We start from the raw sequence: 24,060 nt of genomic DNA, 5'->3' as shown, positions 1-24,060 counted from the left end.
TCATGAAGTTATCGCCATCCGCGACGGCGTGTCGTGGCAATAACTTCATGATCAACCAGGGGGGCGGGGGTCAGCGTGGGGGGCGGAGGGATCGGGTTAGGTGGGACAGGCGGGGGGCCAGGCTGGTTATGCCTCCGGGGAAGAAGTAGACGGCCAGGATGAAGACCGTGCCCAGGACGAACAGGGGCTGGCTCAGCGGACGGCTGAGAAAGGCGGGCAGGTTGTCGACCGCGTCGCTCGTGCCGAAGGCGGTGAGCCGGTGGTCCAGGTACATGTAGAGGACGCCGCCGAGCACCGGCCCCCACCGGGTGCCCGGCCCGCCGAGCACCACCATGACCAGCAGCGACAGGGTCAGCTCGGAGGACGTGATGTGCGGTGACGCGCCGCCGACGATCAGGACGTAGACCACCCCACCCGCCGACGCCAAGCCACCGGCCAGGGTGAACGCCACAAGCTTGTAGCGGTACGGGTCCAGCCCGAGCACGCCGATCCGCCGCTCGTCGTCGCGCAGCCCGGCGAGCACCCGACCGGTAGGCGACCCGCTCACCCGGTGCACCACGAAGACCACGAGCGTCAGGTACGCGAGCGCCAGCCAGTACAGGTTGACGGTGTTCGTCACCCCCACCAGGCCGGCGGGCAGCCCGGACACGTCCAGCGGCAGGCCCTCCTCGCCGCCGGTGAGCCCGCCGAAGTCCCGGGCCACCAGGATCGCCCCGACCTGCGCGAACGCGAGGGTCACCATGGCGAACGCGATACCCACGGTCCGCAGGGCCACCGCGCCGAGCAGCGCCGCGAGGATGGTGCCGCCGGTGATGGTCAGCAGCGCCGCCTGCCACAGCGGCAGCCCGGCCCGGGTGACGAGGATGTCGGTGCCGTACACCCCGGCCGCGAAGTACAGCGCGTGCCCGAAGGACAGCATGCCGGTCCGGCCGAAGAGGAGGTCGTACCCGGCCGCCAGGCCACCGAAGATCAGGCAGATGGCGAGCAGTTGCAGGGTGCCGGGCGAGTTGACCGGCCCCTCGAAGATCCCCGGCAGGGACATCGTCGAGTACGGCAGGATCGCCAGCACCGCCAGCGCGACAAGCGGCAGGAACGGGCGGACCCGGTGCCACCGCCCCCGCTGCGGGCTCAGTTCGTCAGGCACCTGCGCGGGAGGCGCGTCGATCACCGTCATGCCGTTGCCACCTTTCCGGCGATGCCCTGCGGGCGCAGCAGCAGCACCACGGCCAGCAGCCCGACCACGCAGATGTCGCCCAGCCCGGACGTGCCGTAGTAGTTGACGAACTGCTGCACCAGCCCGACGACGACCGCCGCGTACGCGGAGCCGACCACCGAGCCCATCCCGCCGATCACCACCACGATGAACGCGAAGATCAGCAGCGAGCCGCCCTGGCCGGGCGAGACGGTGCCGAAGTAGACCCCGCCGAGCGCACCGGCGAGCGCGGCTGCCGCCCCACCGATCGCGAAGACAAGCGTGAACGCCTTGCGCACGTCGATGCCGAGCGCGGTCACCATCTCCCGGTTCTCCACACCGGCCCGGATCACCAGGCCGTACCGGGTCCAGCGCAGGAACGCCAGGATCGCGCCGAGCACCAGCACCGCCGCGACGATAAGCAGCAGGCCGCCGTTGGGCACCTGCGCGCCGAGGATCCCGGTGACCTGTCGGGTCCAGTCCGGGCGGGGGAAGGTGCGCGCGTCCGCACCCCAGGTGGCCTGGAGCAGCGCCACCCCGGCCAGCGACAGGCCGACGGTCACCAGCACCTGCTCGATCGTGCGGGAGTAGAGCGGGCGGATCAGCACCAGCTCGACAAGGATCGCCACGAGCGTGCCGGCGGCAACCCCGAAGGCGACGGCGAGCACGAAGCCGAACCCGTCCGGGCCGGCGCCCGGCAGGTTGCCCGCCGCCCACCAGGTGCCGTACGCGCCGACGCCGAGGAACAGACCGTGCGCGAAGTTGAGTACGTCGGCCAGGCCGAAGACCAGGGACAGGCCCGAGGCGACGAGGAAGTACAGCGCCGCCAGGCCGAGCCCGGTCAACGCCAACAGGATCACGGTGCCCATCAGAGCCGGTCCTTCCTCGCGACTGCGGGGCTCGCAAGCTCACTCCTCGCGCTCGGCGAGCTCACCTCCGCAGAGCCGACACCCAGCAGCGACTTCGTCAACGCGGTCTCCAGCAGCAGCTCGCGGGCGTCGCCGGTCCAGGCCACCCTGCCTGCGGCCAGCACCACCGCGTCGCGGGCCAGTCGGCGTACGACGGCAAGGTTCTGCTCGACGAGCAGCACCGGCACCGACTCCGCGACCCGTTCCAACACCTCGGCCACCTCGGTCACCACCTTCGGCGCCAACCCCTTGGTCGGCTCGTCGATCAGCAGCAGCCGGTTGTCGTTGAGCAGCACCCGCCCGATCGCGAGCATCTGCTGCTGCCCGCCGGAGAGCGAACCGGCCCGTTGGCGTCCGCGCCGGTCCAGCTCCGGAAAGAGCGCGAAGACCTTGTCGTACGCCGGGGTGGTGCCGCGCCGCTCGGCGAGCCGCAGGTTCTCCGCGACGGTGAGGCCGGCGAACACACACCGGTCTTCGGGAACGTAGCCGAGTCCCCCACGGACCAGCCGGTGCGTGGGCCGGGCCAGCAGGCTCTGCGCGCCCATGCGGATGGTGCCGCGAACCTCCCCGGCGGGCGGGGTGAGCCCGACGATCGCCCGCAGCGTGGTGGTCTTGCCGACCCCGTTGCGGCCGAGCAGGACTGTCACGCCGGTCGGCGCGACGGTGAACGACACCCCCTGGAGGATGTGCAGCCCGGAGATCCGGACCGAAAGGTCCTCCACGGTGAGAACGGGTTCGCTCACAGCGCCTCCCCCAGGTAGGCCTCTTGCACGGTGGGGTTCGCCATCACCGTCTCCGGGGTGTCGCAGGCCAGCAGCGCGCCGTGGTGCATGACGGCGATCCGGTCGGCGAGCTCCAGGATCACGTCCATGTGGTGCTCGACCATCAGCACCGCCCGGCCGCTGTCGCCTGTCAACGACTTGATGACGGCGACCAGCTCGGGCACGTCCTCGGCGCTGACGCCGGCCATGGGCTCGTCGAGAAGCATCACGCGCGGCTCACCGGCGAGCAGCAGAGCGATCTCCAGTTTGCGTTTCTCGCCGTGGGCCAGGGTGCCGGCCAGTGCCGTACCCCGGTGGGCGAGGCCGACCCGGTCGAGCGCCGCGTCGGCGGCGGCGGCGACCTCCCGGTCGGCCGCCGCCCGCCGCCACAGCGCCATCGAGCCCCCGCGGTGCGCCTGCACGGCGAGCCGGACGTTCTCCCGCACGCTGAGCGAGCCGAAGACCGACGACGCCTGGAAGGTACGGCCCAGACCGAGGCGGGCCCGCCGGTGCGGCGGGAGCGCCCCGATGTCCTGCCCGTCCAGGGTGATCCGGCCCTCCGTGGCCCGGCGCAGGCCGGTGATCAGGTTGAACAGTGAGGTCTTGCCGGCGCCGTTCGGCCCGATCACGCCCAGGAACTCCCCGGGCGCCAGGTCGAGGTAGACGCTGTCGACGATGGCGACCTCACCGATCCGCCAGGTCAGACCGCGGGTGGCGAGCATGGTCAGCCCTTCATGGCCACGGCCGGCGGCGCGGTCTCGTCACCGGTGAGGCTCTTCTGCGCGGTAGCCGTGAAGGCGGTGCCGCTGCCGGTCAGCTTGGCCTGGAACATCGGCTGGAGCAGCGCGTGGTCGGCCGCGCGGATGGTCATCTTGCCCTTGACCCCGTCGAAGCTCCAGCCCTCCAGCGCGGTGACCATCTTGTCGACGTCGTCGCCGCCCTCCTGCACCGCGCGGACCACCATCTGGGCGGCGGCGAAGCCGTCCGGGTGGAACAGATCGATGGTGTTCACCTTGGCCTTCAGCGCCTTGCTGGCCTCGGTGTCGGACGCGCCGTCGAAGTAGTGCGACAGGAAGGAGATCTTCGCGCCGGCCGCCCCGAACGTCGGCCAGGAGGCCCGGATGTCCAGGCCGGTGACGACAGTGGTGGAGGAGAGCACGCCCTGCTGGTCGAGCGTCTGCCACATGGCCGGGGCGGTGGTGCCGGCCCAGGCGACGAAGAGCAGGTCCGGCTTGGCGGCCTTGATCTGGCTGGCGAACGGCGTGAACTCGGTGGCGCTGGCCGGCGCCCGGACGCTGCTGACGGTGGCGCCCGCGCTGCCGATGACGGCCTTGACGGCCGCCTCGTTGGCGTCGCCGAACGCGCCGTCCTGGGCGAAGACCACTACCTTCTTGCCGGCCGGGTCGCCGATGAACGACTTGGCGGTCACCACGTCCTGGTAGGACTGCCGGCCGGATCGGAACGTGTACTTGTTCGCCCCGGTCACCGCGTCGGTAGCGGCCGGGCCGGAGATGAACAGGACCTTGTTCTGCGCCGCGATCGGCGCGACCTGGAGCGCCACACCGGACGCGGTCGAGCCGGCAATGATCTTCGTACCCTTGCCGATCAGATCCTTGGCGGCGGAGACGGCCTTGGCCGGGTCGCCCGCGTCGTCGACCTCGGTCAGCTCGATCTTGCGGTCACCCACCTTGCCGGTGCCCTTGGTAGCGAAGTCCAGCCCCGCCTTGAACCCCTCGATGTACTGCTTTCCGTAGCTGGCCAGGGCTCCCGACTGGGAGTACACCAGGCCGACCTTGACCGGGGCGGCGCTGTCGCCGCCGCCGGTGGCGGTGTCCTGCGGGCTACCACAGGCCGTGGCGGCCAACGCCGCGGCCATCATCGTGGCGGCGGAGAGGAACGCCCGCCGCGTGTGCCGGACCGTCATCGCGACTCCAGGTGAGGACAGGATGCTGTGTTGTCGGCTCACGCTAGAAGTGACGTCACCCACGGGCTATGTGGCGGAAACACACAAGTAACGGGAAGGGGATGGTCGGGGGTTACAGCGGGCCGCACCACCACCCGGCGACCCGCGCCCCCGATGGCCCGAATCCCCACGGACCGCCCGAGCCGTGTGTCGCCTCGCGCCATCCGGCCCGCCCGCTCAATCGCAGGGCCCGTCGTGGTCGGCCGGGCGCGGACACCGCCGACGCCCGCCGAGCAAACGATCACAGAAAACCCGATGCCGTACGCCCTGAGCATCCTCTTCCGACACCGTCGTCTCGGCCCGGTCAACGTCGGCGAGAAAACCCAGCGCTCTTGTGATCGCCCGAGCGAAGCGCACCGCCCCCGACAGGTCCTCCGCGACCACCGGCAGATGCACCACGAACCGTTCCCGCCCCGCGCCCATCTTCACCTCGTCCACTCTCGCCTCGTCGGCTCCTCGTCGGCTTGGTGGGCGGCCCGGTGTGCGGGTAGGGGACGCCCACCGGACCGCCCGGCCCCACACCCGCAGCCCAGACGGCGGTACGAACGCGGAGCCCATCTCACGCCCGCACCCCGAGGGTTTGCCGAACCAACCGGAGCCGGACATCAGCAACCTACTACAGCAGGTGTAGTAGGTCGACCCCGCAGCGCAATCGCCGGGCAACTTATTGCAGTAGCTAGAGCAGGTCGTGCATGATCAGAGGTGCCGAACCAACCGGAGTCCTCACCATGGCCACTGCACAGCCGTCGTTCCGTCGCATCGTCGACGAGATCGCCGAACGAATCAGGACCGGCGACCTCAAGCCTGGCGACAAGCTGCCCTCGACCAGCCAGCTCGCCGACATGTACGACGTCAGCACAGGCACGGTCTATCGGGCACTCTCGCTGCTGCACGACCGGAACCTCATCATCGGCCAGTCCGGCCGCGGCACCTACGTAGCTGAGCACCCCGGCCGCTGACACTCCCACCCGAGCGCGCCCACCCGAGCGCGCCCACCCGAGCGTGCCCGCGGGAGTGCGCCCCCGCGGACGCCCAGCGGGCGAAGATCGCCACAACATCACTGATGTTGCTGCCTCGACCGGTGAGGAGACAGCAACTTCGCCGATGTTGCTGCCTCGACCGGCCCCGATACAGCAACATCGGCGAAGTTGCGGCCCGAACCCAGGATCGAGCGTGACCTTGGACAGGCACACGTGTACCGGCGACGGCGTGGGCGAGCGTCGGCGTGGACATCGGCGTTTAACAGACGTGGGCGGACGTCGGCAGTGCGATTCGTTTACGGCATCAGCTCCATAGCGTCCGCAGCGTGATGCCCGTGCCCGCGAGGGCGCCCGAGCGTCAGCCCAGATGTGTCGCTGGCCCGCCGTCCGGGTGGCGGACGACGGGCCAGCGGGTAGGCCGGGCGTGATCGGCCCGGCGGTCGACTCGGAGCGGATCAGCTCCGGGCCGAGATCAGCTCGGCTGAGACACCCGCCGAGGCTCGGACAGGGTCAGAGGCCGGCGCGGGCGGCGACTGCGGTGTCCGGGTGATCGCTGAAGACGCCGTCCAGACCCAGACCGAGGAAGAGTTCGTACTCGGCCGTGATGTCGCCGCGCGCGTTCGGGTCGGTGCCGATGCGGAAGTCCACGGGGAGGAACTGGTTCTCCGCGCGGAACGTCCAGGAGTGCACGAGCAGCCCGTCGCGGTGCGCGTCGCGTACCACGTTGGTCGGGGCGAGCAGGGCGCCGGCCGCGTCCCGGGGCACGATCAGGTTCTTGTTCGCCCCGATGCCGTCGGCGTACCCGGCGATCCACTTCAGGCCGGCCGCCGTGGCGAGGTCCTGGTAGCTACGGGTGTCGCCGGCGACTGTGAAGTCGTACGGGCGGCCGGTGGCGTCGAGCAGCTGGACGAGCTTCACGTCGGTCAGCCGGCTGAGGCGACGCAGGTTGGCCGTCTCGAACGACTGGATGAAGACCGGCGAGTTCTTGCGGTCCAGCTTGTTCTGCCGCAGCACCTTCAGCAGCGGCTCCTCCAACGGCAGGCCGATCGACGTGAAGTAGGTCGGGTGCTTGGTCTCCGGGTAGATGCCGATGGTGCGGCCCCGTGTCCGCCCCTCGGTACGGGCCAGGTCGATGACCTCCTGGAGGGTGGGCACCTCGAAACGTCCGTCGAAGGCTGTGTTCGCGACGCGTACCTGCGGCAGCCGCTCCTTGGCCCGCAGCGTCTTCAGCTCGGCCAGGGTGAAGTCCTCGGTGAACCAGCCGGTCACGGCGGCGCCGTCGATGGTCTTCGTCGTCTTGCGGGCGGCGAACTCCGGGTGCGTCGACACGTCGGTGGTGCCGGAGATCTCGTTCTCGTGCCGAGCGACCAGGACACCGTCGGAGGTGGACACCAGGTCCGGCTCGATGTAGTCGGCGCCCATCCGGATCGCCAGCCGGTACGCCTCCAGGGTGTGCTCCGGCCGGTAACCGCTGGCACCCCGGTGACCGATGACGATCGGCCGGTCGATGCCTCGGGCGCGGTCCAACCCGGTCGAGGGGTCGGCGGCCGCCATCGTGGGCACGGCCACGGCGGCGGCGAGCAGCGCGCCGGCCACGCCGATGGTCGAGAGGGTACGTCGCAACGCCGTCTCCTGTCCTTGGGGATGTCGCAGACAGCAGACCGTCCACGATTGACCGGGAGTTGGTCGATGGCTGGACGGCAGGTGAATCTCCGGAATGGGCGTTCCCACTCGGGCGGGCACCCGGAAAAGGAAGATTGTCTGGTGCGCTGGTTTTTCCGCAACCCCGTGCGGCTGGTGCCGCTGGGGTTCCTGGTGCCGATCCTGCTCGGCACCGGGCTGCTGCTGGCGCGCTGGTCGACGGTCCAGCACCAACGTCCACCCCTGATCACGGCCCTGTTCACCGCCACCTCGGCGCTGTCCGTCACCGGCATGGCCGTCACCGACACCCCCAACTACTGGTCCGGCTGGGGCCTGTTGGTGATCACCCTGCTCACCCAGCTCGGCGGTCTCGGCATCCTCACCGTCGCGGCGCTTGTCATCCTCGTCGTGTCGCGCCAGCTCGGTCTGCGTAACCGGCTGTTGGTGCAGGCCGAGACGGCGGAGTTCGGCATCGGCGACGTGGCCCGGCTGCTGCGCCGGATCGCGATCACCGTCTTCGCCTGCGAGGCGGCGATGACAGCGGTGGTCGCCGGCCGGCTCTGGTCGGCGTACGACTACACGCCCGGTCGGGCCCTCTGGTCGGGCGTGTTCCACGCCGTCCAGGCGTTCAACAACGGCGGCTTCTCCCTCTACACGGACGGCCTGCTGGCCTTCGGCCGCGATCCGTGGGTGTCGCTGCCGCTGGCGTTCGGCGCCGTCGTCGGCGGGCTCGGGTTTCCCGCCCTGTTCGAGGCCGTACGCGAGTGGCGCAGGCCGGTGCGCTGGACGGTGGCCACCAAACTGACCATCTGGGGCAGCGCGGCGCTGGTACTGATCGGTGTCGCCGGTCTGCTCGCCGCCGAGTGGACAAACGTCAGCACCATCGGCTCGTACGACGTCGAGGGCAAGGTGCTCGCGTCGTTCACCCAGATCGCGTTGAGCCGCACCGGCGGCTTCAACGTGCTGAACATCGCGGACCTGCAGGAGGAGAGCTACCCGCTGCTGATCGTGCTGATGTTCATCGGCGGCGGCAGCGCCAGCACGGCCGGTGGCATCAAGGTGTCCACGTTCTTCCTGCTGGCGTTCACCATCTGGGCGGAGTTGCGCGGCGAACCCGACGTGACGGTCGGGCACCGGCGGTTGGCCACCGCCAGCCAGCGACAGGCCGTCACCGTGGCCCTGCTCAGCGTCGCACTGGTCACGGCCGGGACGATGGTCCTGCTGCTGCTCACCGAGGGCGTGCGGTTCGTCGCGGCCCTGTTCGAGGTCACCTCCGCCTTCAGCACCACCGGGCTGACCATCGGTCTGGCCGCCGAGCTGCCGGCCAGCGGTCAGGTGGTGTTGACCGTACTGATGTTCATCGGCCGGGTCGGGCCGCTCACCCTCGGGTCGGCGATCGCCCTGAACACCAGGCGGAAGCTCTACCGCTATCCCCAGGAACAACCCATTGTCGGCTGACGAAGAGGAGGGTCGAGGTGTCGGCGAGACGATCGGACGGCAGCGGCATCGTGGTGATCGGGCTTGGTCGGTTCGGCTGCCACCTGGCCGGCGCGCTCACCCGGATGGACCGTGAGGTGCTGGCCATCGACCGCGACCCGGATCAGGTGCAGCGCTTCTCGACCCAGCTCGACCGGGTGGTCCAGGCGGACGCGACCGAGGAGAACGCCCTGCGGCAGCTCGGCGTCAGCGGCTTCGGCCGGGCGGTGGTGGCCATCGGAGCGTCGGTGGAGGCGAGCGTGCTCACCGTGCTGGCGCTCGTCGAGCTGGGTCTGCCGCAGATCTGGGCCCGTGCCACCTCGCAGAAGCACGCCAAGATCCTTTCGTCGGTCGGCGCGCACCACGTGATCTTTCCGGAGGCGGAGACCGGGGACCGGGTGGCGCACCTGATCGTCAGCCGGCTGCTCGACTTCATCGAGTTCGACGACGACTTCGCTATCGCCACCGTCCGGGTGCCGCAGTCGCTTGTCGGTCGTACGCTGCTCGACCTGCGCCCGGACGAGCGCTACGGGGTCCGGGTGATAGGCGCGAAGGTGCCGGGCGAACGCTTCCGGTACGCCTCGGACGACACCGAACTGCCGCAGGGCGGGGTGCTCGTCGTGGAGGGCGGGATCGAGCAGGTGCAGCGGTTCGCGGGGCGGCGCTGACAATCACTTCCGGTGCGCGCCGTGCCCCGCGGGGGCCTTCACCCTTTTCCCGGACCACCCTGCCCCTTCCCCTTCCCGGGCTTCTCCGGCTTGGGTGCGGCCTTCGCCGGTGCCTTCGGTGCGGTCGGCGCCTTGGGCGCTGCCTTCGTCGTCTTCTTCGGCGGGGCCGCCTTGCTCGGCGGAGCCGTGATCGGGGCCGTTCCGGCCACCCCCGAGACGCGTACTCCGCAGGTGGCGTCGCCGAGCCGGAATTCCACAGGCAGCGGGTTCGCCCCGCTGTACGTCCCGGCCAGGGTGAGCTTCTCGGCCGCGCCCGGCGCCAGGGTCGTCCGCTGTGCCGCGGGCCGGATCTGCACCGTGCCGCCCTGCTGCTGCACCGGGGCGGGCTGCGCCTTCGTCACCTTCTGCTGGCCGGGGAACGTGAAGTGCATCGTCCAGTCGCGCAGCTCGCGGGCGCTGGTGTTGGTCAGGGTCAGCTCGGCGGTGAAGTCCTTGCCGGAGTCGGTACGCAGCGCGTACGCCACCTCGCAGGGCGCGGTCTCGGGCAGGCCCATCCGCGCCTCGGTCGTTGGCCGGTCCTCCCCGCTGGCCGGGCTGCGGGAGGTGAACCCCCACATCGCCCCGGTGACCGCGATCAGCCCGACTGCTGCCACTCCGGCCTCCACCCGTCGCCGCCGGTTCACCCGTCCGGCGCGGCTGCGCCGGGTACGCGACAGCGGAAGCGCATCCGTCTCGGCCGACCAGGGCAGGATCGTGGTGCCGGCGTTGGCGAGCGCGGCGGCGTCCAGCGGGCCGCCCGCCGGCGAGACCGGCACCGCCGCCAGCATTCCGGCCGCCTCGGCGAGTGTCCGGGCCAGCTCGGCGGTGGCCGGACGGTCGGCGGGACGCTTGGCCAGGCAGCGTCGCACCAGGTCGGTCACCTCGTCGGGCAGTCCGGGTACCGCCGGCATCGGGTCCGGCTCGCTGTACATGTGCGCCCGCAGCATCTGCGTGGTCGTGTTCGCCTCCCACGGCAGCCGACCGGTGAGCATCCGGTAGAGCAGCAGCCCCACGGCGTACACGTCGGTGGCCGGTGAGACCTGCCCGTTGTCCAGCCGTTCCGGCGCGAGGTACGCGGGCGTGCCCAGCAGCGCGCCGTCCGGCCCCTTCTCGCTCTCCCCGACAAGCGCGGAGATGCCGAAGTCGACCACCTTCACCCCGGTCGAGGTGAGCATGACGTTGCCCGGGGTGACGTCGCGGTGCACGACACCGCGACCGTGCGCGGTGGCCAGCGCGGAGCTGACCTCCGCGCCGATGGTCACCGCCTCGCGCCACGGCAGCCGCACCTCCCGGCCGAGTCGACTGGCGAGCGAACCACCGTCGACAAGCTCCATCACCACGTACGGCACGGTCAGGCCGACCTGGTGGGACTCGCCGTAGTCGTACACGTTTGTGATGTTGGGGTGGCAGAGCCGCGCGGCGGCCTGCGCCTCGACGCGGATCCGGTGCCGGAAGGCCCGGTCGCTGGCCAGCCGCGAGGCCAGCACCTTCACCGCGACCTGGCGGCCCAGCACCTCGTCGTAACCGCGCCAGACCACCGACATGCCGCCCGCGCCGAGCTGCTCGATGAGCCTGTACCGCTCATCGAGCAGTTGCGCGCCGTTCCGGTCCCCACCGCCCATGGTGGCCGTTGTTGCCCGCAGGTGACCGGGCTACACCTGGAGGATCGGAATCGGTCAGGAATTTCACCCGATCAGGCGGTCGCCAGCAGTTGGTCCACCGGCGCGTAGTCGTCGGTCAGCACCATCGCATCCCCGACGAAGTCCGTGAGGTCCGCGCCGGAGAGCAGGCTGACGCTCGGGTCGACCTCGTCGAGGCGGGCGCGGATCGCGGCCAGCGGCAGCGGCGCGTCCGAGCCGACGATGAGGAAGTTGCTGCCCCGCTCCTCGGCGAGCGCCTCCGGCGGGGCGATCAGCGCGACGTTTGTGAATTCGGCGGCCACCGTGGCCAGCTCGGCGCGGATGAACCGCAGCGGCGGGTAGTCGATGACGTTCTGCACGTAGACACCGCCGGGGCGGGTCACCCGCCGGATGTCGGCGGCCATCTCCCGGGTCGCCAGGTGCCAGGGCACCACCAGGTGACCGAACGCGTCACCGACGACCAGGTCACGGCTGTCCGCCGGCTCACCGGCGACAAGCATCCGGGCGTCGCCCACCATCACCCGCAAACCAGGCCCCGGGCGTACGCCCAGCTCCCGCTCGTCCAGCTCGACGAGCCCGCCGTCGATCTCGAATACCAGGTTGTCGGTGCCCGACCGGGTGGCGGTCAGGTACGTCGGCACGGTGAACCCGCCACCGCCCAGGTGCAGCGCGTCCAACCGCTGCCCGGCCGGCGCGGCCACGTCGGCGACCGCGCCGATCCACTTGGTGTACGCGTACTCCAGGTGTTTCGGGTCGGCCAGGTCGACGTACGAGTGCTGGGCCGAGTTGAGCAGCAGCGTGCGGCCGCCGGGCCGGGCCGGATCGGTGGTGACCCGGGCGCAGTGGTACGCGGTCTCGATGTCGCACGGGTTCGGCGCGACTGTGGTCAGCCCCGCCCCGACCAGGCCGAGCACTGCCAGTGCCGCCCGGCTACGGGCCGGACCGGGCAGCTCGGTGGACGCCTGGCGGCGCAGATACCAGCCGAGGCCGAGGCCGACCAGCCCGAGTGCCACCGCCAGGGCCAGCACGATGACAGTGCTCGGTAGGGCGGCGACAAGCACGAAGCCGGTGAGCAGGGTGGCCGTGATGCCGCCCAGGGTGCCGATGCCGGACAGCCGGCCGACCACCTGACCGGTGCGGCGCAGGTCGGCGAGTTGGAGTTTCACCACAAGCGGGGTGACCGCGGCCAGCAGCGCCGCCGGCACGAACACGGCGAGCGCCACCAGCAGCAGGATGGCGCTTGCCGCCCCACCCCGCAGGACCTCCCCGGCGTAGCGCACCACGGGCAGGGTCACCGCGGTGGCGATCCCGGCCAGCACCAGCGCGGGTGCCAGCAGACCGCGCGGGTCGCGTCGGTCGGCGAGCCAGCCGCCGGACCACGCCCCGTACGCGATCGCGGCCAACGCGATGCCAATGACCGAGCTGGTCACCTGGAGGGTCACTCCGACGTACGGGCCGACCAGGCGCAGCGCGACAGTCTCCAGCACCAGCACGGCGCCACTTGCGAAGAAGACCAGGAAGGCGGCCAGGCCGTTGGGCAACGCCCGGCCGGTGACAGGCGTGGACGGGCCCGAGGCGACAGGCGTGGTCGCGACGTCGGACGGTGAGGTGCTCATCGTCGCGATGGTACGCAGCGAAGCTGGCGTCCCGGGTCAGTACATCGATAGATGAACATGGTTCGTGTGGCTGGCGGCCGGGCTGCCGCTGCCGCTGTACGACCGCCACCCGGTGCCCGGATGCCAGATCTGCCGGTACCAGATCACGTAGAGCACACCCAGCCGGTCGGCGTTGCGCACGTGCCAGGCGGCCAGGCTGTCCCCGTACGCCTTGTCGCCGCCTGTCGCGTTCTTGTCCTCGAAGCCACCCGTGGCGGCCGCGAAGTCGCAGGCCCGGCCCTTGGGATGCTCGCCGCCGCCGCCGCTGCGCTTGCAGGAGACGTACCGCTTGTAGCCGGCGGCCTGGGTCTGCTTGAGCGCGTTGAGAGTGCGCGGGGTGATGCAGCCGGACGTCGTCGGGTCCTTCACGGAGCAGGACTCCGAGGGCCAGGACCCGTCGGAGTTGCGCGGGGCCGGCTTCGCCGACGCGGAGCTGCCGCCGCTGAAGCCGTTGCTGCTGCCCGAGCTGACCTCGGCGAGCGCCGCCTCGGCCTCCTTCTTCTTCTTCGCCATCACGGCGAGCTGCTTCTGCTGCTCACGAACCTCGGTGTCGATGGCGATCTTGGCCTGCTGGACCTCCCGCCGGGCCTCGGTGAGATTGCGCAGCCGCTTGCTGTCCCGCTGGGCCATCAGGTCGAGGTCGGCGGCGCGTTGCAGGAACGCCTGCGGCGTGGCCGTGTTGAGCAGCATCGCCGTCGGGGTGAGCCGACCGGCCCGGTACGACTGCGCGGCCACCTCGCCGACCTGGGCGCTGAGCACGACCAGCCGACCCTCGACGGCCTTCAGCTCCCCTGTCAACGCCGTCTGCCGGCGCTTGGAGTTGTCCAGCTTGGCCTTGGCCTCGATGTGGCCCTTGGCGGTCAGCTCCAGCGCGTCCTGCAACTTCTTGGTGCCACCCTCACCTGGCTCCGCGTACGCGGGCACCCCACCGGCGAGCACCAACGCGACGGCGGTGAGCAGAGGGAGCAGTACGCGGCGAACGCGCTGCTGGCTGAGCCTGGTCCTGGGCACGACAGCGTCCTTCCGTCGACCGCCGGCCCCCGGTGAACCCTGCGCGGCGGCGTCCCCGCCGGCGCCGGTCGGCGGCCTGCTGGCGGAGACCGCCGGTCACGATACCGGAACGCGCGCCGGCGACCAGCCCCGTGACGGCCCGCCGGCCCCAGTGTCGACGCAGCGTGGCGCCGCCGTCGCACGGTGGGTGGAAATGGCGCGCCGTCGTCGTCGCGGTGCCCGGATCAGGCGCCGAGCAGAGCGTCGTGCACCTCGGTCCAGACCTGTTCGTTGACCGCGACGAGCAACCCGCGACCCTCGTCGGCGGGGTGGTAGTCGACGCCGTCGAACCGGCGGGCGACACCGCCCGCGGCGCGCACCAGCAGGGTGCCCGGCGCATGGTCCCACGGCAGGGTGTGCCAGAAGAGGGCGAACTGCTGCTCGCCGGTGAGGATGTCCAGGTACTCCCGGCCGGCACAGTGCTGGCCGGGCAGCAACTCGCCGAGCCGCCGACCGCCGGCGCGGACCCGGTCGCGGGACTCCGGCGGCAGGAACCGGGTCATCGCCACGCCGCGCAGGTCACCCAGCGACGGCACCGCGTTCGCGGAATCGACCGGCTGGCCGTTGAGCAGGCTGCCCTCGTCGGCCCAACCGGCGGCCAACGTCTCGGCCAGCGGGTCGAGGATCCATCCGGCGGTCGGACGCCCATCGGTAAGCAGTGCCACCATCAGGGCGAACGGCCGGCGGCCGGCGACGAAGTTGGCGGTGCCGTCGACCGGGTCGACAAGCCACACGTCGCCGCTGTCGCGCAGGTGCCGCAGCAGCCCCGGGTCGTCGGCGACGCCCTCCTCGCCCACCACCACCGAGCCAGGCCGCAGCCTGCGCAGCCCGGCGGAGATCAGCTCCTCGGCCCGGCGGTCGGCGACGGTGACCACCTCACCGGGCGCCTTCTCCGACACGTCGGCGTCGTCGAGCTTGCGGAACAGCGGCACCACGACCTGGTCGGCGGCCTCCAGGAGCAGGTCACCGACGTCGTCGAGCAGGGTGTCAGCCACGCGGCGGCAACTTGACCACGCTGACGAAGAACTCGTCGATCTGTCGGACCACGGCGATGAAGCGCTCGAAGTCCACCGGCTTGGTCACGTAGGCGTTGGCGTGCAGCTGGTAGCTGCGCAGGATGTCCTCGTCGGCCTGGGAGGTGGTGAGCACGACCACCGGGATCCGACGCAGCTCCGGGTCGTTCTTGATCTCTTCCAGCACCTCCCGGCCGTCCCGGCGGGGCAGGTTGAGGTCGAGCAGGATCAGGTCGGGGGCCACCGCGTCGGCATACTGGCCCTCCCGCCGCAGGTAGGCCAGCGCCTCGGCACCGTCGGAGACGACCGTCAGCCGGTTGCGCAGCTTGTGTTCCTCGAACGCCTCCTGGGTCATCAACACGTCACCCGGATCGTCCTCCACGAGCAGGACCTCGATCGGGCTCTTGCCGTCCGCCGGCGCGGTCATCCCACCGTCTCCCTCATGTCACCCGTTCTACCGCTTTCCGACGCCCCGTCGGCCCGGTCCGGCTGGTCCGCCCCGGCGGAGTGCTCCGGCAGCGCGGACGACACCTCGTCCGCGGGCGTCGGCTCCCCCGCATCGGCCGGCTGCGGCTGCTCGGCGGTGTCGGCGGTGGTGGTGGCGGCCGCCGCCTCCACGTCCTCCGGACGAGCCGGAAGGGTGAACCTGATCGCCGTGCCCTCCGGCACGTCGGTGTCCACCCAGACCCGGCCGCCGTGATATTCCACGATCTTCTTGACGATCGCCAATCCGATGCCGGTGCCCGGGTACGCGTCCTTCGAGTGCAGACGCTGGAAGATCACGAAGATCTTGTCGGCGAACTCCGGCTCGATCCCGATGCCGTTGTCCTGGCAGGTGATCTCCCACTCGGCGTCGACCAGCCGGGCCGAGATGTGCACCTTCGGCGGCGCGTCGGGACGACGGAACTTGATCGAGTTGCTGACCAGGTTGGCCAGCAGGTTGGTGAGCAGCGGCTCCTCACCACGGATCACCGGCAGGCCGGTCCAGGTCAGCTCGGCGTCGGCGTACTGCCGGGCGGCCTCGGTCTGACCCGCCACGTCGCCCATCACCTTGTTGAGGTCGACGTCGACGAAGCCGGTGGTGAGGCGGCCGATCCGGGAGAACGCGAGCAGGTCGTTGATCAGGCGCTGCATCCGCTGCGCGCCGTCCACCGCGAAGGCGATGTACTGGTCGGCCCGCTCGTCGAGCTGCCCGGCGTAGCGGCGCTGGAGCAGCTGGCAGAAGCTGGCCACCTTGCGCAGCGGCTCCTGCAGGTCGTGGGAGGCCACGTACGCGAACTGCTCCAGGTCGCGGTTGGACCGGGTCAGCTCCTCGGCCTGCTTCTGGAGCTGGCTGTTGACCCACTCGATGCGCTCGCGAGCCTCCCGCACCTCGGCCAGGTCGGAGGCGATCTTCTGGCGCATCGCGTCCACGTCGTCGCCGAGCCGGATGAACTCCGGTGGACCGACGGTGGCGATGCGGTGCTGGTAGTCGCCCTCGGCGACCTCGCGGACCTGGGTGGCCAGCCCGGTCAGCGGCCGGATCACCATCCGGTCCAGCGAGAGCAGCAGCACCGCGCCGGCCACGACCACCACCAGCGCCGCGATGATCAGCAGCAGGACCAGCAGGTTGCTGCTGTTGCGAACGTCCGTGGCGGACTGTTCCCGGGCTGCCAGGATCTCCTGCTGGAGGTCGTTGACTGCCGACCGCACCTCGTCGAACCGCTGCCGGGCCTGCTCGGTGACCAACGCCTGGCCGGCGCGGGTGCCGTCCTGCTCCGTCGTGGTGATCACCGGCTCGGCGACCGACACCCGCCACTGCTCGGCGCGCTCCTCGACGATCCGCAGCTCCTGCCCGATCTGCGGGTAGTCGTTGAGCAGCACCCGCATCGCGGTGACGGTGTCCTTCTCCTGGTCGAGCCCTGCCTCGTACGGGCCCAGATCGGCCGGGTCACCACTCACCGCGTACCCGCGAACCGCCGTCTCCTGGTCGAGCACCGCGTTGAGGAGTTCCTGCGACTGCACCCGCAGCGGGCCGGTCTCGTTGAGGATGGCGTCGATCTGGGTGCGGTTACGCGCGGCCATCGCGGCCTCCGCGGTGGCCAGGCCGATCAGCAGCACGCCCACGACTGTGAGCAGCGTGATGACCCGGCGGCGCAGACTCCAGCCGCCGACCACCGGCTTCACCGGCCACCGCCCCGACTGACAAGCAGCATGGCCACGTCGTCGGCGAGCGGGCCACCGTTGATCTGCTCGGCCCGACCGACCAGCCAGGCCGGCAACTCGGGCAGCGAGACCTCCCGGTTGGCCGGCTCGTCGAGCAGCCCGCTCAGGCCCGGCACGTCGAGCCGTTCGTTGCCGGCGCCCACCCGCCCCTCGATCAGGCCGTCGGTGTACATCAGCAGGGACCAGTCATCGGTGTCGAACTCCAGGTCGTAGGCGATCGGCCGGCGAGGTCGTACGCCCAGCAGCAGGCCGCCGGGCGCGGGCACCGGGACGACCCGGCCGCCGGAGAGCAGCAGCGGCGGCGGATGCCCGGCGAGTCGGACGGTGGCCCGGTTGGCGTCCAGGTCGAGTCGGGTGGTGGCCACCGTCGCGAAGATCTCCTGGAGGCGGCGCTCACTCATCAGTACCTGCTCCAGCGCGGGCAGCACCTCGTCGTCCGGCACTCCGGCGAGCACGAGCGCCCGCCAGGCCACCCGCAGTTCCACACCGAGCGCGGCCTCGTCCACCCCGTGCCCGCAGACGTCCCCCACGATCAGGTCGAGACGGTCCGGACGGGTCTGCACCACGTCGAAGAAGTCCCCGCCGATCAGGGCGGCGTGCCGACCCGGTCGGTAGAAGGTGTGCACGGCCACCTGGTCGGTCGTCATCAGCGGTTGCGGCAGCAGGCCGCGTTCGAGGCGGGCCGACTCGGCCTGGCGCAACTCGACCTCACGCAGCCGGCGGGCGTTCTCGTCGGCGCGCTTGCGCTCGACCGCGTAGCGCAGCGCCCGGGTCAGCAGCACGCCGTCTACCTGGCCCTTGACCAGGTAGTCCTGTGCGCCCTCGGCGACCGCCACCACACCCAGGTGCTCGTCCGAGCGCCCGGTCAGCACGCACACCGCCGCCCCGCTCGACATCTCCAGCACCAGGCGCAGCCCGTCCAGCCCCTGCGCGTCGGGCAGGCCCAGGTCGAGCAGGACGCAGTCGACGCCTGTGATCCGTTGCCGCGCCTCCCGGAGGCTGGTGGCGACCACCAGGTCGATCATCGAGTTCGTCTCGGCGAGCAGCTCACCGACGAGGAAGGCATCGCCCTCGTCGTCCTCCACCAGCAGCACCCGCAACCGCTCGCCGGGCGGCAGGTTGCCGTGCCGCGCCAGGCCGCCGTGCGGGTACGGCACGACGGGGGAACCGGCCAGGCCGCTTCCCCGGTACGGCCGGGTCACCGCCGCGAGACGCGGGAGTTCGCTGGTGATGTCGGGCTCCTTCCGAGTGCCCTGCTGATCCTGTATTAGACAACGGTCGCACACAACACGATGGGCGCGGCACGGGCGGGCATGGGCCGGGTCACTGCTCGCCGGGGGACAAACCGGGCGGCCGAGCCCTCCGCCGACGGGCGGGAATCGGTGGACGCCCGGCCATCCCATCCCGAATCGCCGGAGGGCAGGATGGTGCCACCCCAGGCCCCACCACCCCCGAGGAGTTCGGATGGGCGCACCCCCCACCCCCGTCACGGCGGGCGTACCGCTCCGGCCGGGTCCGGGCGTACCCCCGGCCGACCGTGCGCTGACCCGACCGCGCCGGCGGCTCCTGGCCGCCGCCGCGGCGCTTGTCGCGCTGGCGGCCGTCGGCGCCGGCAGCCTGCTCGACCTGCGCACCCCGACGCCGCGACCCGCGGACGCGCCGGCTGGCGACTTCAGCGCCACCCGGGCGTACGAGGACGTGCAGGTGATCGCGGCCCGGTCGCACGTCGCCGGGAGCCCGGCCAACGACCAGGTTCGCGCGCACATCGAGCAGAAGTTGCGCGGCCTGGGCCTGGAGACGGAGGTGCAGGACACCGTCGCGCCGGAGGCCGGCCAGCTCAGTGGGGCGGCCGGCGGGGCGACAGTGGCCCGGGTGCGCAACGTGGTGGCCCGACTGCCCGGCACCGACCCGACGGGGCGGGTGTTCCTTGTCGCGCACTACGACTCGGTGCAGACCGGACCGGGCGGCAACGACGACGCGGCCGGCACGTCGGCCATCCTGGAGGTGGCCCGCGCGCTTACCACCGGCCCGCGGCCCCGCAACGACATCGTCTTCGTGCTCACCGACGCCGAGGAGGCGTGCCTCTGTGGCGCCGCGGCGTTCGCCGCGAGCCACCCCCTCGCCGCCGACGGTGGTGTGGTGCTCAACCTGGAGGCGCGCGGCTCCACCGGCCCGGTGATCATGTTCGAGACGTCGAAGAACAACGCGAAGCTGGTGGACGTCTTCGGCCGGGCCGCCCCGCACCCCGTCGGCACCTCGTTCGCGGTGGAGATCTACCGGGCACTGCCCAACGACACCGACTTCACCGCCTTTCTCGATCAGAAGTTCGTCGGGCTGAACTCGGCGTACATCGACGGCGGCGCGATCTACCACACGCCGCTGGACACCCCGGCGGCGATGGATCGGGGCAGCCTCCAGCAGCACGGGGACAACGCGCTGGGTATGGCTCGGGAGTTCGGCCGCACCGACCTCACCGACCTGCGCTCCGGCTACGACGCGACCTACTTCCCCGTCCCGGGTGGGCTGGTCCGCTACCCGGGATGGCTCGTCCTGCCGCTGGCCCTGCTCGCGGTGCTGGCCGTCGCGGCACTGGGCTGGCTGACCCGCCGCAGCGGCCGGGCGAGCACCGGGCGGCTGGCCGCCGGATTCGCCCTCGCCCTCGTGCCGATAGTGGTCGCGCCGGTCGCCGCGCAACTGCTCTGGCTGGCGATCACCGCGATCCGTCCCGGGTACGCGGAACTGCTCGACCCGTACCGGCCGATCTGGTACCGGTTGGCCGTGCTGGCGCTCGCCGCCGCCATCCTGTTCACCTGGTACGCGCTGGTCCGGCGCCGGATCGGCCCGGCCGCGCTCGCCGTCGGCGGGTTGACCTGGCTGGCCCTGCTCGGGGTGCTGCTCGCCGTGGCGGTGCCCGGCGGGGCGTACCTCACCACAGTGCCGGCCCTGGCCGGCGCCCTCGGCGGACTGGTCGCGCTGCGGACCCGGAGGACCGGGCCGTGGCCGGTGGTGGCGGTGACGGCCGCCGCCGCGGTCGGCGTGGTGATCCTGCTGCCGACGGTGGTGCTGCTCTTCCCCGCGCTGGGCATGGCGATGGGTGGGGTGGCCGCCCTGGTCGCGGTGCTGCTCGGCCTGACGGCGCTGCCGGTGGTCGACCTGCTGCACCCGCAGGCCGGCGGGCAGCGCGGACTGGTGGCGCTGCGGGCCCGGCGACTCGCGGTGCTGCCGGCCGGGGCCGCCGCCCTGGCGGCTGTGGTGCTCGCCGGGGTCGGGCTTGCCGTGGACCGGTTCGACGCCGCCCACCCCGCGCCCACCCACCTGATGTACGCCCTGGACGCCGGCACCGGGCAGGCCCGCTGGCTGAGCCACGAGACCGACCCGCAGCCGTGGACGGACGGCTACGTCGGCGGGGTGGCCGACGTCGGCGACGACTTCCCCGGGCTCGGCGACGGTGAGCTGCGATCCGGGCCGGCGCAGGCGGCGAACCTGCCGGCGCCGAAGCTCGACGTGCTGGCCGACACCAGCGCCGGCGGTGAGCGCACGCTGCGGCTTCGGCTCACCCCGCAGCGGGCGGTCCGACTCGCCACCCTGCACGTCGACACGGCGACCGCCACGGTGCTGCGCGCCGAGGTGTCCGGCCGTCAGGTGCCGGTGAAGCCCCGCGCGGGCAGGTGGGGGTTCGGACTGGTCTTCCACGCCCCGCCGTCGGAGGGTGTCGAGGTCACGTTGACGCTGCGGCCGATCGCCACGCAGGTGTCGCTGCGGGCGATGGACGCCAGTGACGGGTTGGACGCGCTGCCCGGCTTCCGGCCCCGGCCGCCGGCCGTCGGCGTCGTCGGATCGCACAGTTCCGAGATGCTGGCGGTCGCGCGCACCTATCCCCTCTGAGAAGACGAAGAGGTGGTCCGGCGGCTGCTGTGTGCCGCCGGACCACCTCTGTCGGAATTGCGTCTCAATCAGCTCACCGGCTCGGGTTGACCGGAGCCGATACGCCGCCAGCGGTTTCCGTCGTGATCGGTGAAGGTGAGTTCCACCAGAACGGTGTCGGTCGTCGCTTGCAGCCGATGCTCCGCCGTGACGGTGACGAACAATTCCGAACTCTCCCGGCCGTTGATCCGGCGGACCTGTTTCGCGGCGGCCAGGTCCACGGGCGGGCCCTCGGGATCATCGGACGGAACCAGTCGCGGCAGCACTGTCACGTCCAGCACCGGGGCGTCACTCTCGTTGGCCACGGCCACCCGCAGCACCGAGTTGCCCCGGATCTGGGCGACCGCCGAGACCAACCGGGCCTGGGTGGCCCGGACCCGCAGATCATCGGAGCGGCGGGCGCGGATCTCCCGGCGCAGCCCGAGATAGACGAAGAGCACGCTCGCGATGGAACCGAGCGCGCCGAACCAGTCCGGCACCGAACCCCAGTCGGCCACATCGTCGTACGGCAACCAGCTCATGCGTCCATCGTGGAGGCGCCGCGCGAGGAACGAACACGGCGGATCGGCCCCGAATGAACGGCGAAATGGAATTGGCGGTGGCGATTCCGGTCAGTCGGCCGGCCTAAACGGAGAGTGTGCAAGTCAGTACGCTGGTGGATACGCTTGCGGGAACGTGGCGCGGGTGACGATCCCTCCGAATGCCCACTCAGTGGACATGATCTTTCTGCCGCCCGCCGCGCCGCAATTTCGCCACCGAAGGGGGACCGCATTGACTGCGGACGCTCCACCCGAGGATGCGGCCGTGCGCCGACCCGCCTACGACCGACCGAGTCGCGTCTCCGTCGATCCGCCACTCGGGCGTCTGGACAGCCCGCTGCACGGCCGGGACGACCTGATCGACGAGATCATGCAGCCGGCGGACGCCGGTGGGGTGCACATCCTGTGCGGTATGGGCGGCTCCGGTAAGAGCCACGTGGCCCTCGAGATCGCCCGCCAGGCCCGAGCCGACGGCCGGACCGTCTGGTGGGTGCAGGCGGGGCGGCTCAACTCCGGGATGCGCGAGGTGGTCAGTCAACTCGGTGCCTCGGAGAGCCAGGTCGACCAGGCATGGGCCGGCATGATCAGCGCGACCGACCTGGTCTGGCGCTACCTCAACCAGGCTCAGCAGCCCTGGCTGTTGATCTTTGACAGCGCGGACGAGCCCGGCACGCTCGGCCCCACCGACGGGGTGCTCGCCGACGGCACCGGCTGGCTGCGCAGGCCGGAGGCCGAGGACGGCATGGTCCTGGTGACCACCCGGGACGGCAACCGGTCGACCTGGGGCACCTGGTCGACCCTGCACCAGGTACGCCCGCTCGACGGCGACGCCGGGGCGCAGGTGCTCATCGACCGGGCCGGCGCACAGGCCGGCGACCTCGACGACGCCCGCGAGCTGGCACGGGAGCTGGGCGGGTTGCCCCTGGCCCTGCGCGCGGCCGGCAACTACCTGCGGTCGGTAAACGCCAGCCCGGTCTGGCGCGGCACCTCCACCATCACCACCTTCGCCGACTACCGCACGGCCGTGGAGCGGCGGTTCCGTTCGCCACGGGACGCCGCCGACGTCGACCTCGACGAGTCGCTCGGCCTGGAGATCGTCCGCGAGGTCGACGACCTCTCCCTGGACCTGCTGGCCCGCCGCCAGCTTCAGCAGAGCCGACCGCTGCTCAACGTGCTGGCCTGCCTGAGCGTCTCCCCGGTGCCGTACGAGGTGGTGCTCAAGCCGGCGATCCTGGCCGGGTCACCGCTGTTCGAGGGGCTGACGGCGCGGCAGCGGGTGAAGGTGCTGGAGGGCATCGGCGACCTCGCCCTTGTCGACTTCGACGTCCGGGAGGACGTCACCGATCCGGCCTTCGCGCACGTGCTCTCGCTGCACCCGCTGGTACACGCGATGTTCCGCGACCGTGACGAGGTGCGCGAGCAGATCGCCGAATACCACGGTGTCGTCATGAAGCTGCTTCTCGCCGCCACCGAGGGGCAGAGCCCGGACGACTCGGCGGCCTGGTCCAACTGGGACGTGCTGGTGCCACACCTCGTCGAGGCGGTACGCGAATACCTCGTGCCGCAGAGGCAGAAACACGACCCCGAGACCGTACGCCGGGCGCTGGAGCTGACCCGGCTCACCGCCCGCTACCTCATCGCGATCGGCCTGCCGGGCTCGGCCTTCGACATCCTCGACCCGATCGTGCGGGGCTGCGCCGCGTACGACCACGACCTGGACCGGCCCCAGGTGCTGGCGCTGCGCCACGAGCTGGGCCGCACCTTTCTGGAGCGCAACCAGCCGGAGATGGCCGACCGGGTGCTCCGCGACGTCATCGCCGACCGCACACGCGTGCTGGGCAGCGACGACCCCGACACCCTCGCGAGCCGCCACAAGCTCACCAAGGCGATCATGGCCCAGCGTCAGTGGCCGGAGGCCGAGGTGGAGCTGCGGCAGATCGTCGCCGCCGAGGACCAGGTCCGCGGGCCCGAGCACTGGGACACGATGATCGTGCGGCACAGCCTCGCGCTGGCCGTCCTCGCCCAGCACCGGGCCCCCGAGGCCGAGGAGATGCTGCACGCCATCCTGGAGGTCCGCTACCGACTGTGGCCGCTCAACCAGCCCGAAACCTGGCAGGCCCGGCACACGCTGGCCCGGTGCATGCAGGAGCAGAACCGGCTCGCCGAGGCGGAAGCTGAGCTGCACGCCACCCTCGCCACCGTGGAGCCCCGGCACGCCGACCGCAGCGAGGTGCTCACCATCCGGGCCACCCTCGCCGTCGTGCTGCTGCTCGACGGGCAGGTCGACGCGGCGATCGAGGTGTACGAGCGCCTGCTCGCCGACCGGCGGCGTCTGCTCGGGGCCACCCACCTGGACACCCTCCAGGTGGCGAACGCGCTGCGTCGCCTGCGCGACGGCGACTGACC

Annotated in this window: 20 protein-coding genes; 5 read left to right on the top strand and 15 right to left on the bottom strand. The window is 71.5% G+C overall.

The features are described 5' to 3' along the window. Positions 1-70 precede the first annotated feature (70 nt). The 6 genes from ACLQ26_RS13595 to ACLQ26_RS13570 all read right to left on the bottom strand — a co-directional run bounded on the left by ACLQ26_RS13595 (position 71) and on the right by ACLQ26_RS13570 (position 5,262). Entirely contained in the window at positions 71-1,174 is a 1,104-nt protein-coding gene (locus tag ACLQ26_RS13595) for a branched-chain amino acid ABC transporter permease (RefSeq protein ID WP_425744739.1), read from the bottom strand. Then, on the bottom strand, positions 1,171-2,061 hold the full coding sequence (locus tag ACLQ26_RS13590; protein ID WP_425744738.1) for a branched-chain amino acid ABC transporter permease: 891 nt from the start codon (positions 2,059-2,061) through the stop codon (positions 1,171-1,173). Before ACLQ26_RS13590 ends, ACLQ26_RS13595 begins: the two co-directional genes overlap by 4 nt. Then, positions 2,061-2,843, bottom strand: a complete 783-nt coding sequence (locus tag ACLQ26_RS13585) for an ABC transporter ATP-binding protein (protein WP_425744737.1) — start codon at positions 2,841-2,843, stop codon at positions 2,061-2,063. The genes ACLQ26_RS13590 and ACLQ26_RS13585 overlap by 1 nt, the downstream gene beginning before the upstream one ends. After that, entirely contained in the window at positions 2,840-3,583 is a 744-nt protein-coding gene (locus ACLQ26_RS13580) for an ABC transporter ATP-binding protein (RefSeq protein WP_425744736.1), read from the bottom strand. Before ACLQ26_RS13580 ends, ACLQ26_RS13585 begins: the two co-directional genes overlap by 4 nt. A gap of 2 nt (positions 3,584-3,585) precedes the next feature. Continuing rightward, positions 3,586-4,785, bottom strand: coding sequence for a substrate-binding domain-containing protein (locus ACLQ26_RS13575; protein WP_007465458.1), 1,200 nt, complete (start codon positions 4,783-4,785; stop codon positions 3,586-3,588). A 216-nt stretch (positions 4,786-5,001) separates the two neighbouring features. Next, positions 5,002-5,262, bottom strand: coding sequence for a hypothetical protein (locus tag ACLQ26_RS13570; RefSeq protein WP_425744735.1), 261 nt, complete (start codon positions 5,260-5,262; stop codon positions 5,002-5,004). 290 nt (positions 5,263-5,552) lie between these two features. Between ACLQ26_RS13570 and ACLQ26_RS13565 the strand changes: the two genes are divergently transcribed. Continuing rightward, positions 5,553-5,783, top strand: a complete 231-nt coding sequence (locus ACLQ26_RS13565) for a GntR family transcriptional regulator (RefSeq protein WP_425744734.1) — start codon at positions 5,553-5,555, stop codon at positions 5,781-5,783. A gap of 531 nt (positions 5,784-6,314) precedes the next feature. Here ACLQ26_RS13565 and ACLQ26_RS13560 read toward each other — a convergent pair. Further along, positions 6,315-7,427, bottom strand: coding sequence for a glycerophosphodiester phosphodiesterase (locus ACLQ26_RS13560; RefSeq protein WP_425744733.1), 1,113 nt, complete (start codon positions 7,425-7,427; stop codon positions 6,315-6,317). 141 nt (positions 7,428-7,568) lie between these two features. Here ACLQ26_RS13560 and ACLQ26_RS13555 point away from each other — a divergent pair, with 141 nt between their 5' ends. Beyond that, complete coding sequence (locus tag ACLQ26_RS13555; protein WP_425744732.1) at positions 7,569-8,903, top strand: TrkH family potassium uptake protein; 1,335 nt, start codon at positions 7,569-7,571, stop codon at positions 8,901-8,903. A 17-nt stretch (positions 8,904-8,920) separates the two neighbouring features. Beyond that, positions 8,921-9,589, top strand: a complete 669-nt coding sequence (locus ACLQ26_RS13550) for a potassium channel family protein (RefSeq protein WP_425744731.1) — start codon at positions 8,921-8,923, stop codon at positions 9,587-9,589. 38 nt (positions 9,590-9,627) lie between these two features. Here the strand turns inward: ACLQ26_RS13550 and ACLQ26_RS13545 are convergent, their stop codons facing one another. The 7 genes from ACLQ26_RS13545 to ACLQ26_RS13515 all read right to left on the bottom strand — a co-directional run bounded on the left by ACLQ26_RS13545 (position 9,628) and on the right by ACLQ26_RS13515 (position 18,393). Further along, complete coding sequence (locus ACLQ26_RS13545; protein WP_425744730.1) at positions 9,628-11,250, bottom strand: serine/threonine-protein kinase; 1,623 nt, start codon at positions 11,248-11,250, stop codon at positions 9,628-9,630. 71 nt (positions 11,251-11,321) lie between these two features. Further along, positions 11,322-12,884 carry a fused MFS/spermidine synthase gene (locus ACLQ26_RS13540; RefSeq protein ID WP_425744729.1) on the bottom strand — a complete coding sequence of 521 codons (1,563 nt, stop codon included), beginning with the start codon at positions 12,882-12,884 and terminating at the stop codon, positions 11,322-11,324. 36 nt (positions 12,885-12,920) lie between these two features. Next, a complete protein-coding gene (locus ACLQ26_RS13535) occupies positions 12,921-13,883 on the bottom strand; it encodes a coiled-coil domain-containing protein (protein WP_425744815.1) in 963 nt (320 codons plus the stop codon). 275 nt (positions 13,884-14,158) lie between these two features. Beyond that, the gene (locus tag ACLQ26_RS13530; RefSeq protein WP_425744728.1) at positions 14,159-14,968 is read right to left on the bottom strand and encodes an inositol monophosphatase family protein; all 810 of its coding nucleotides are present in this window, start codon (positions 14,966-14,968) and stop codon (positions 14,159-14,161) included. Next, positions 14,961-15,413, bottom strand: coding sequence for a response regulator (locus tag ACLQ26_RS13525; RefSeq protein WP_358109695.1), 453 nt, complete (start codon positions 15,411-15,413; stop codon positions 14,961-14,963). Before ACLQ26_RS13525 ends, ACLQ26_RS13530 begins: the two co-directional genes overlap by 8 nt. After that, positions 15,410-17,152, bottom strand: a complete 1,743-nt coding sequence (locus tag ACLQ26_RS13520; protein ID WP_425744727.1) for a sensor histidine kinase — start codon at positions 17,150-17,152, stop codon at positions 15,410-15,412. Before ACLQ26_RS13520 ends, ACLQ26_RS13525 begins: the two co-directional genes overlap by 4 nt. After that, positions 17,149-18,393, bottom strand: coding sequence for a PP2C family protein-serine/threonine phosphatase (locus ACLQ26_RS13515; protein ID WP_425744726.1), 1,245 nt, complete (start codon positions 18,391-18,393; stop codon positions 17,149-17,151). The genes ACLQ26_RS13520 and ACLQ26_RS13515 overlap by 4 nt, the downstream gene beginning before the upstream one ends. Positions 18,394-18,655: 262 nt before the next feature. Between ACLQ26_RS13515 and ACLQ26_RS13510 the strand changes: the two genes are divergently transcribed. After that, positions 18,656-21,076, top strand: coding sequence for a M28 family peptidase (locus tag ACLQ26_RS13510; RefSeq protein WP_425744725.1), 2,421 nt, complete (start codon positions 18,656-18,658; stop codon positions 21,074-21,076). A 68-nt stretch (positions 21,077-21,144) separates the two neighbouring features. Here the strand turns inward: ACLQ26_RS13510 and ACLQ26_RS13505 are convergent, their stop codons facing one another. Continuing rightward, on the bottom strand, positions 21,145-21,636 hold the full coding sequence (locus ACLQ26_RS13505; protein WP_425744724.1) for a hypothetical protein: 492 nt from the start codon (positions 21,634-21,636) through the stop codon (positions 21,145-21,147). 283 nt (positions 21,637-21,919) lie between these two features. Between ACLQ26_RS13505 and ACLQ26_RS13500 the strand changes: the two genes are divergently transcribed. Next, entirely contained in the window at positions 21,920-24,058 is a 2,139-nt protein-coding gene (locus ACLQ26_RS13500; protein ID WP_425744723.1) for a tetratricopeptide repeat protein, read from the top strand. Positions 24,059-24,060: the final 2 nt, after the last annotated feature.

The sequence above is a fragment of the Micromonospora sp. DT43 genome (assembly GCF_049841645.1).
Lineage (GTDB): Bacteria > Actinomycetota > Actinomycetes > Mycobacteriales > Micromonosporaceae > Micromonospora.
The sequence above is the reverse complement of the archived record's forward strand: the minus strand, read 5'-3'. Positions and strand labels throughout refer to the sequence as shown.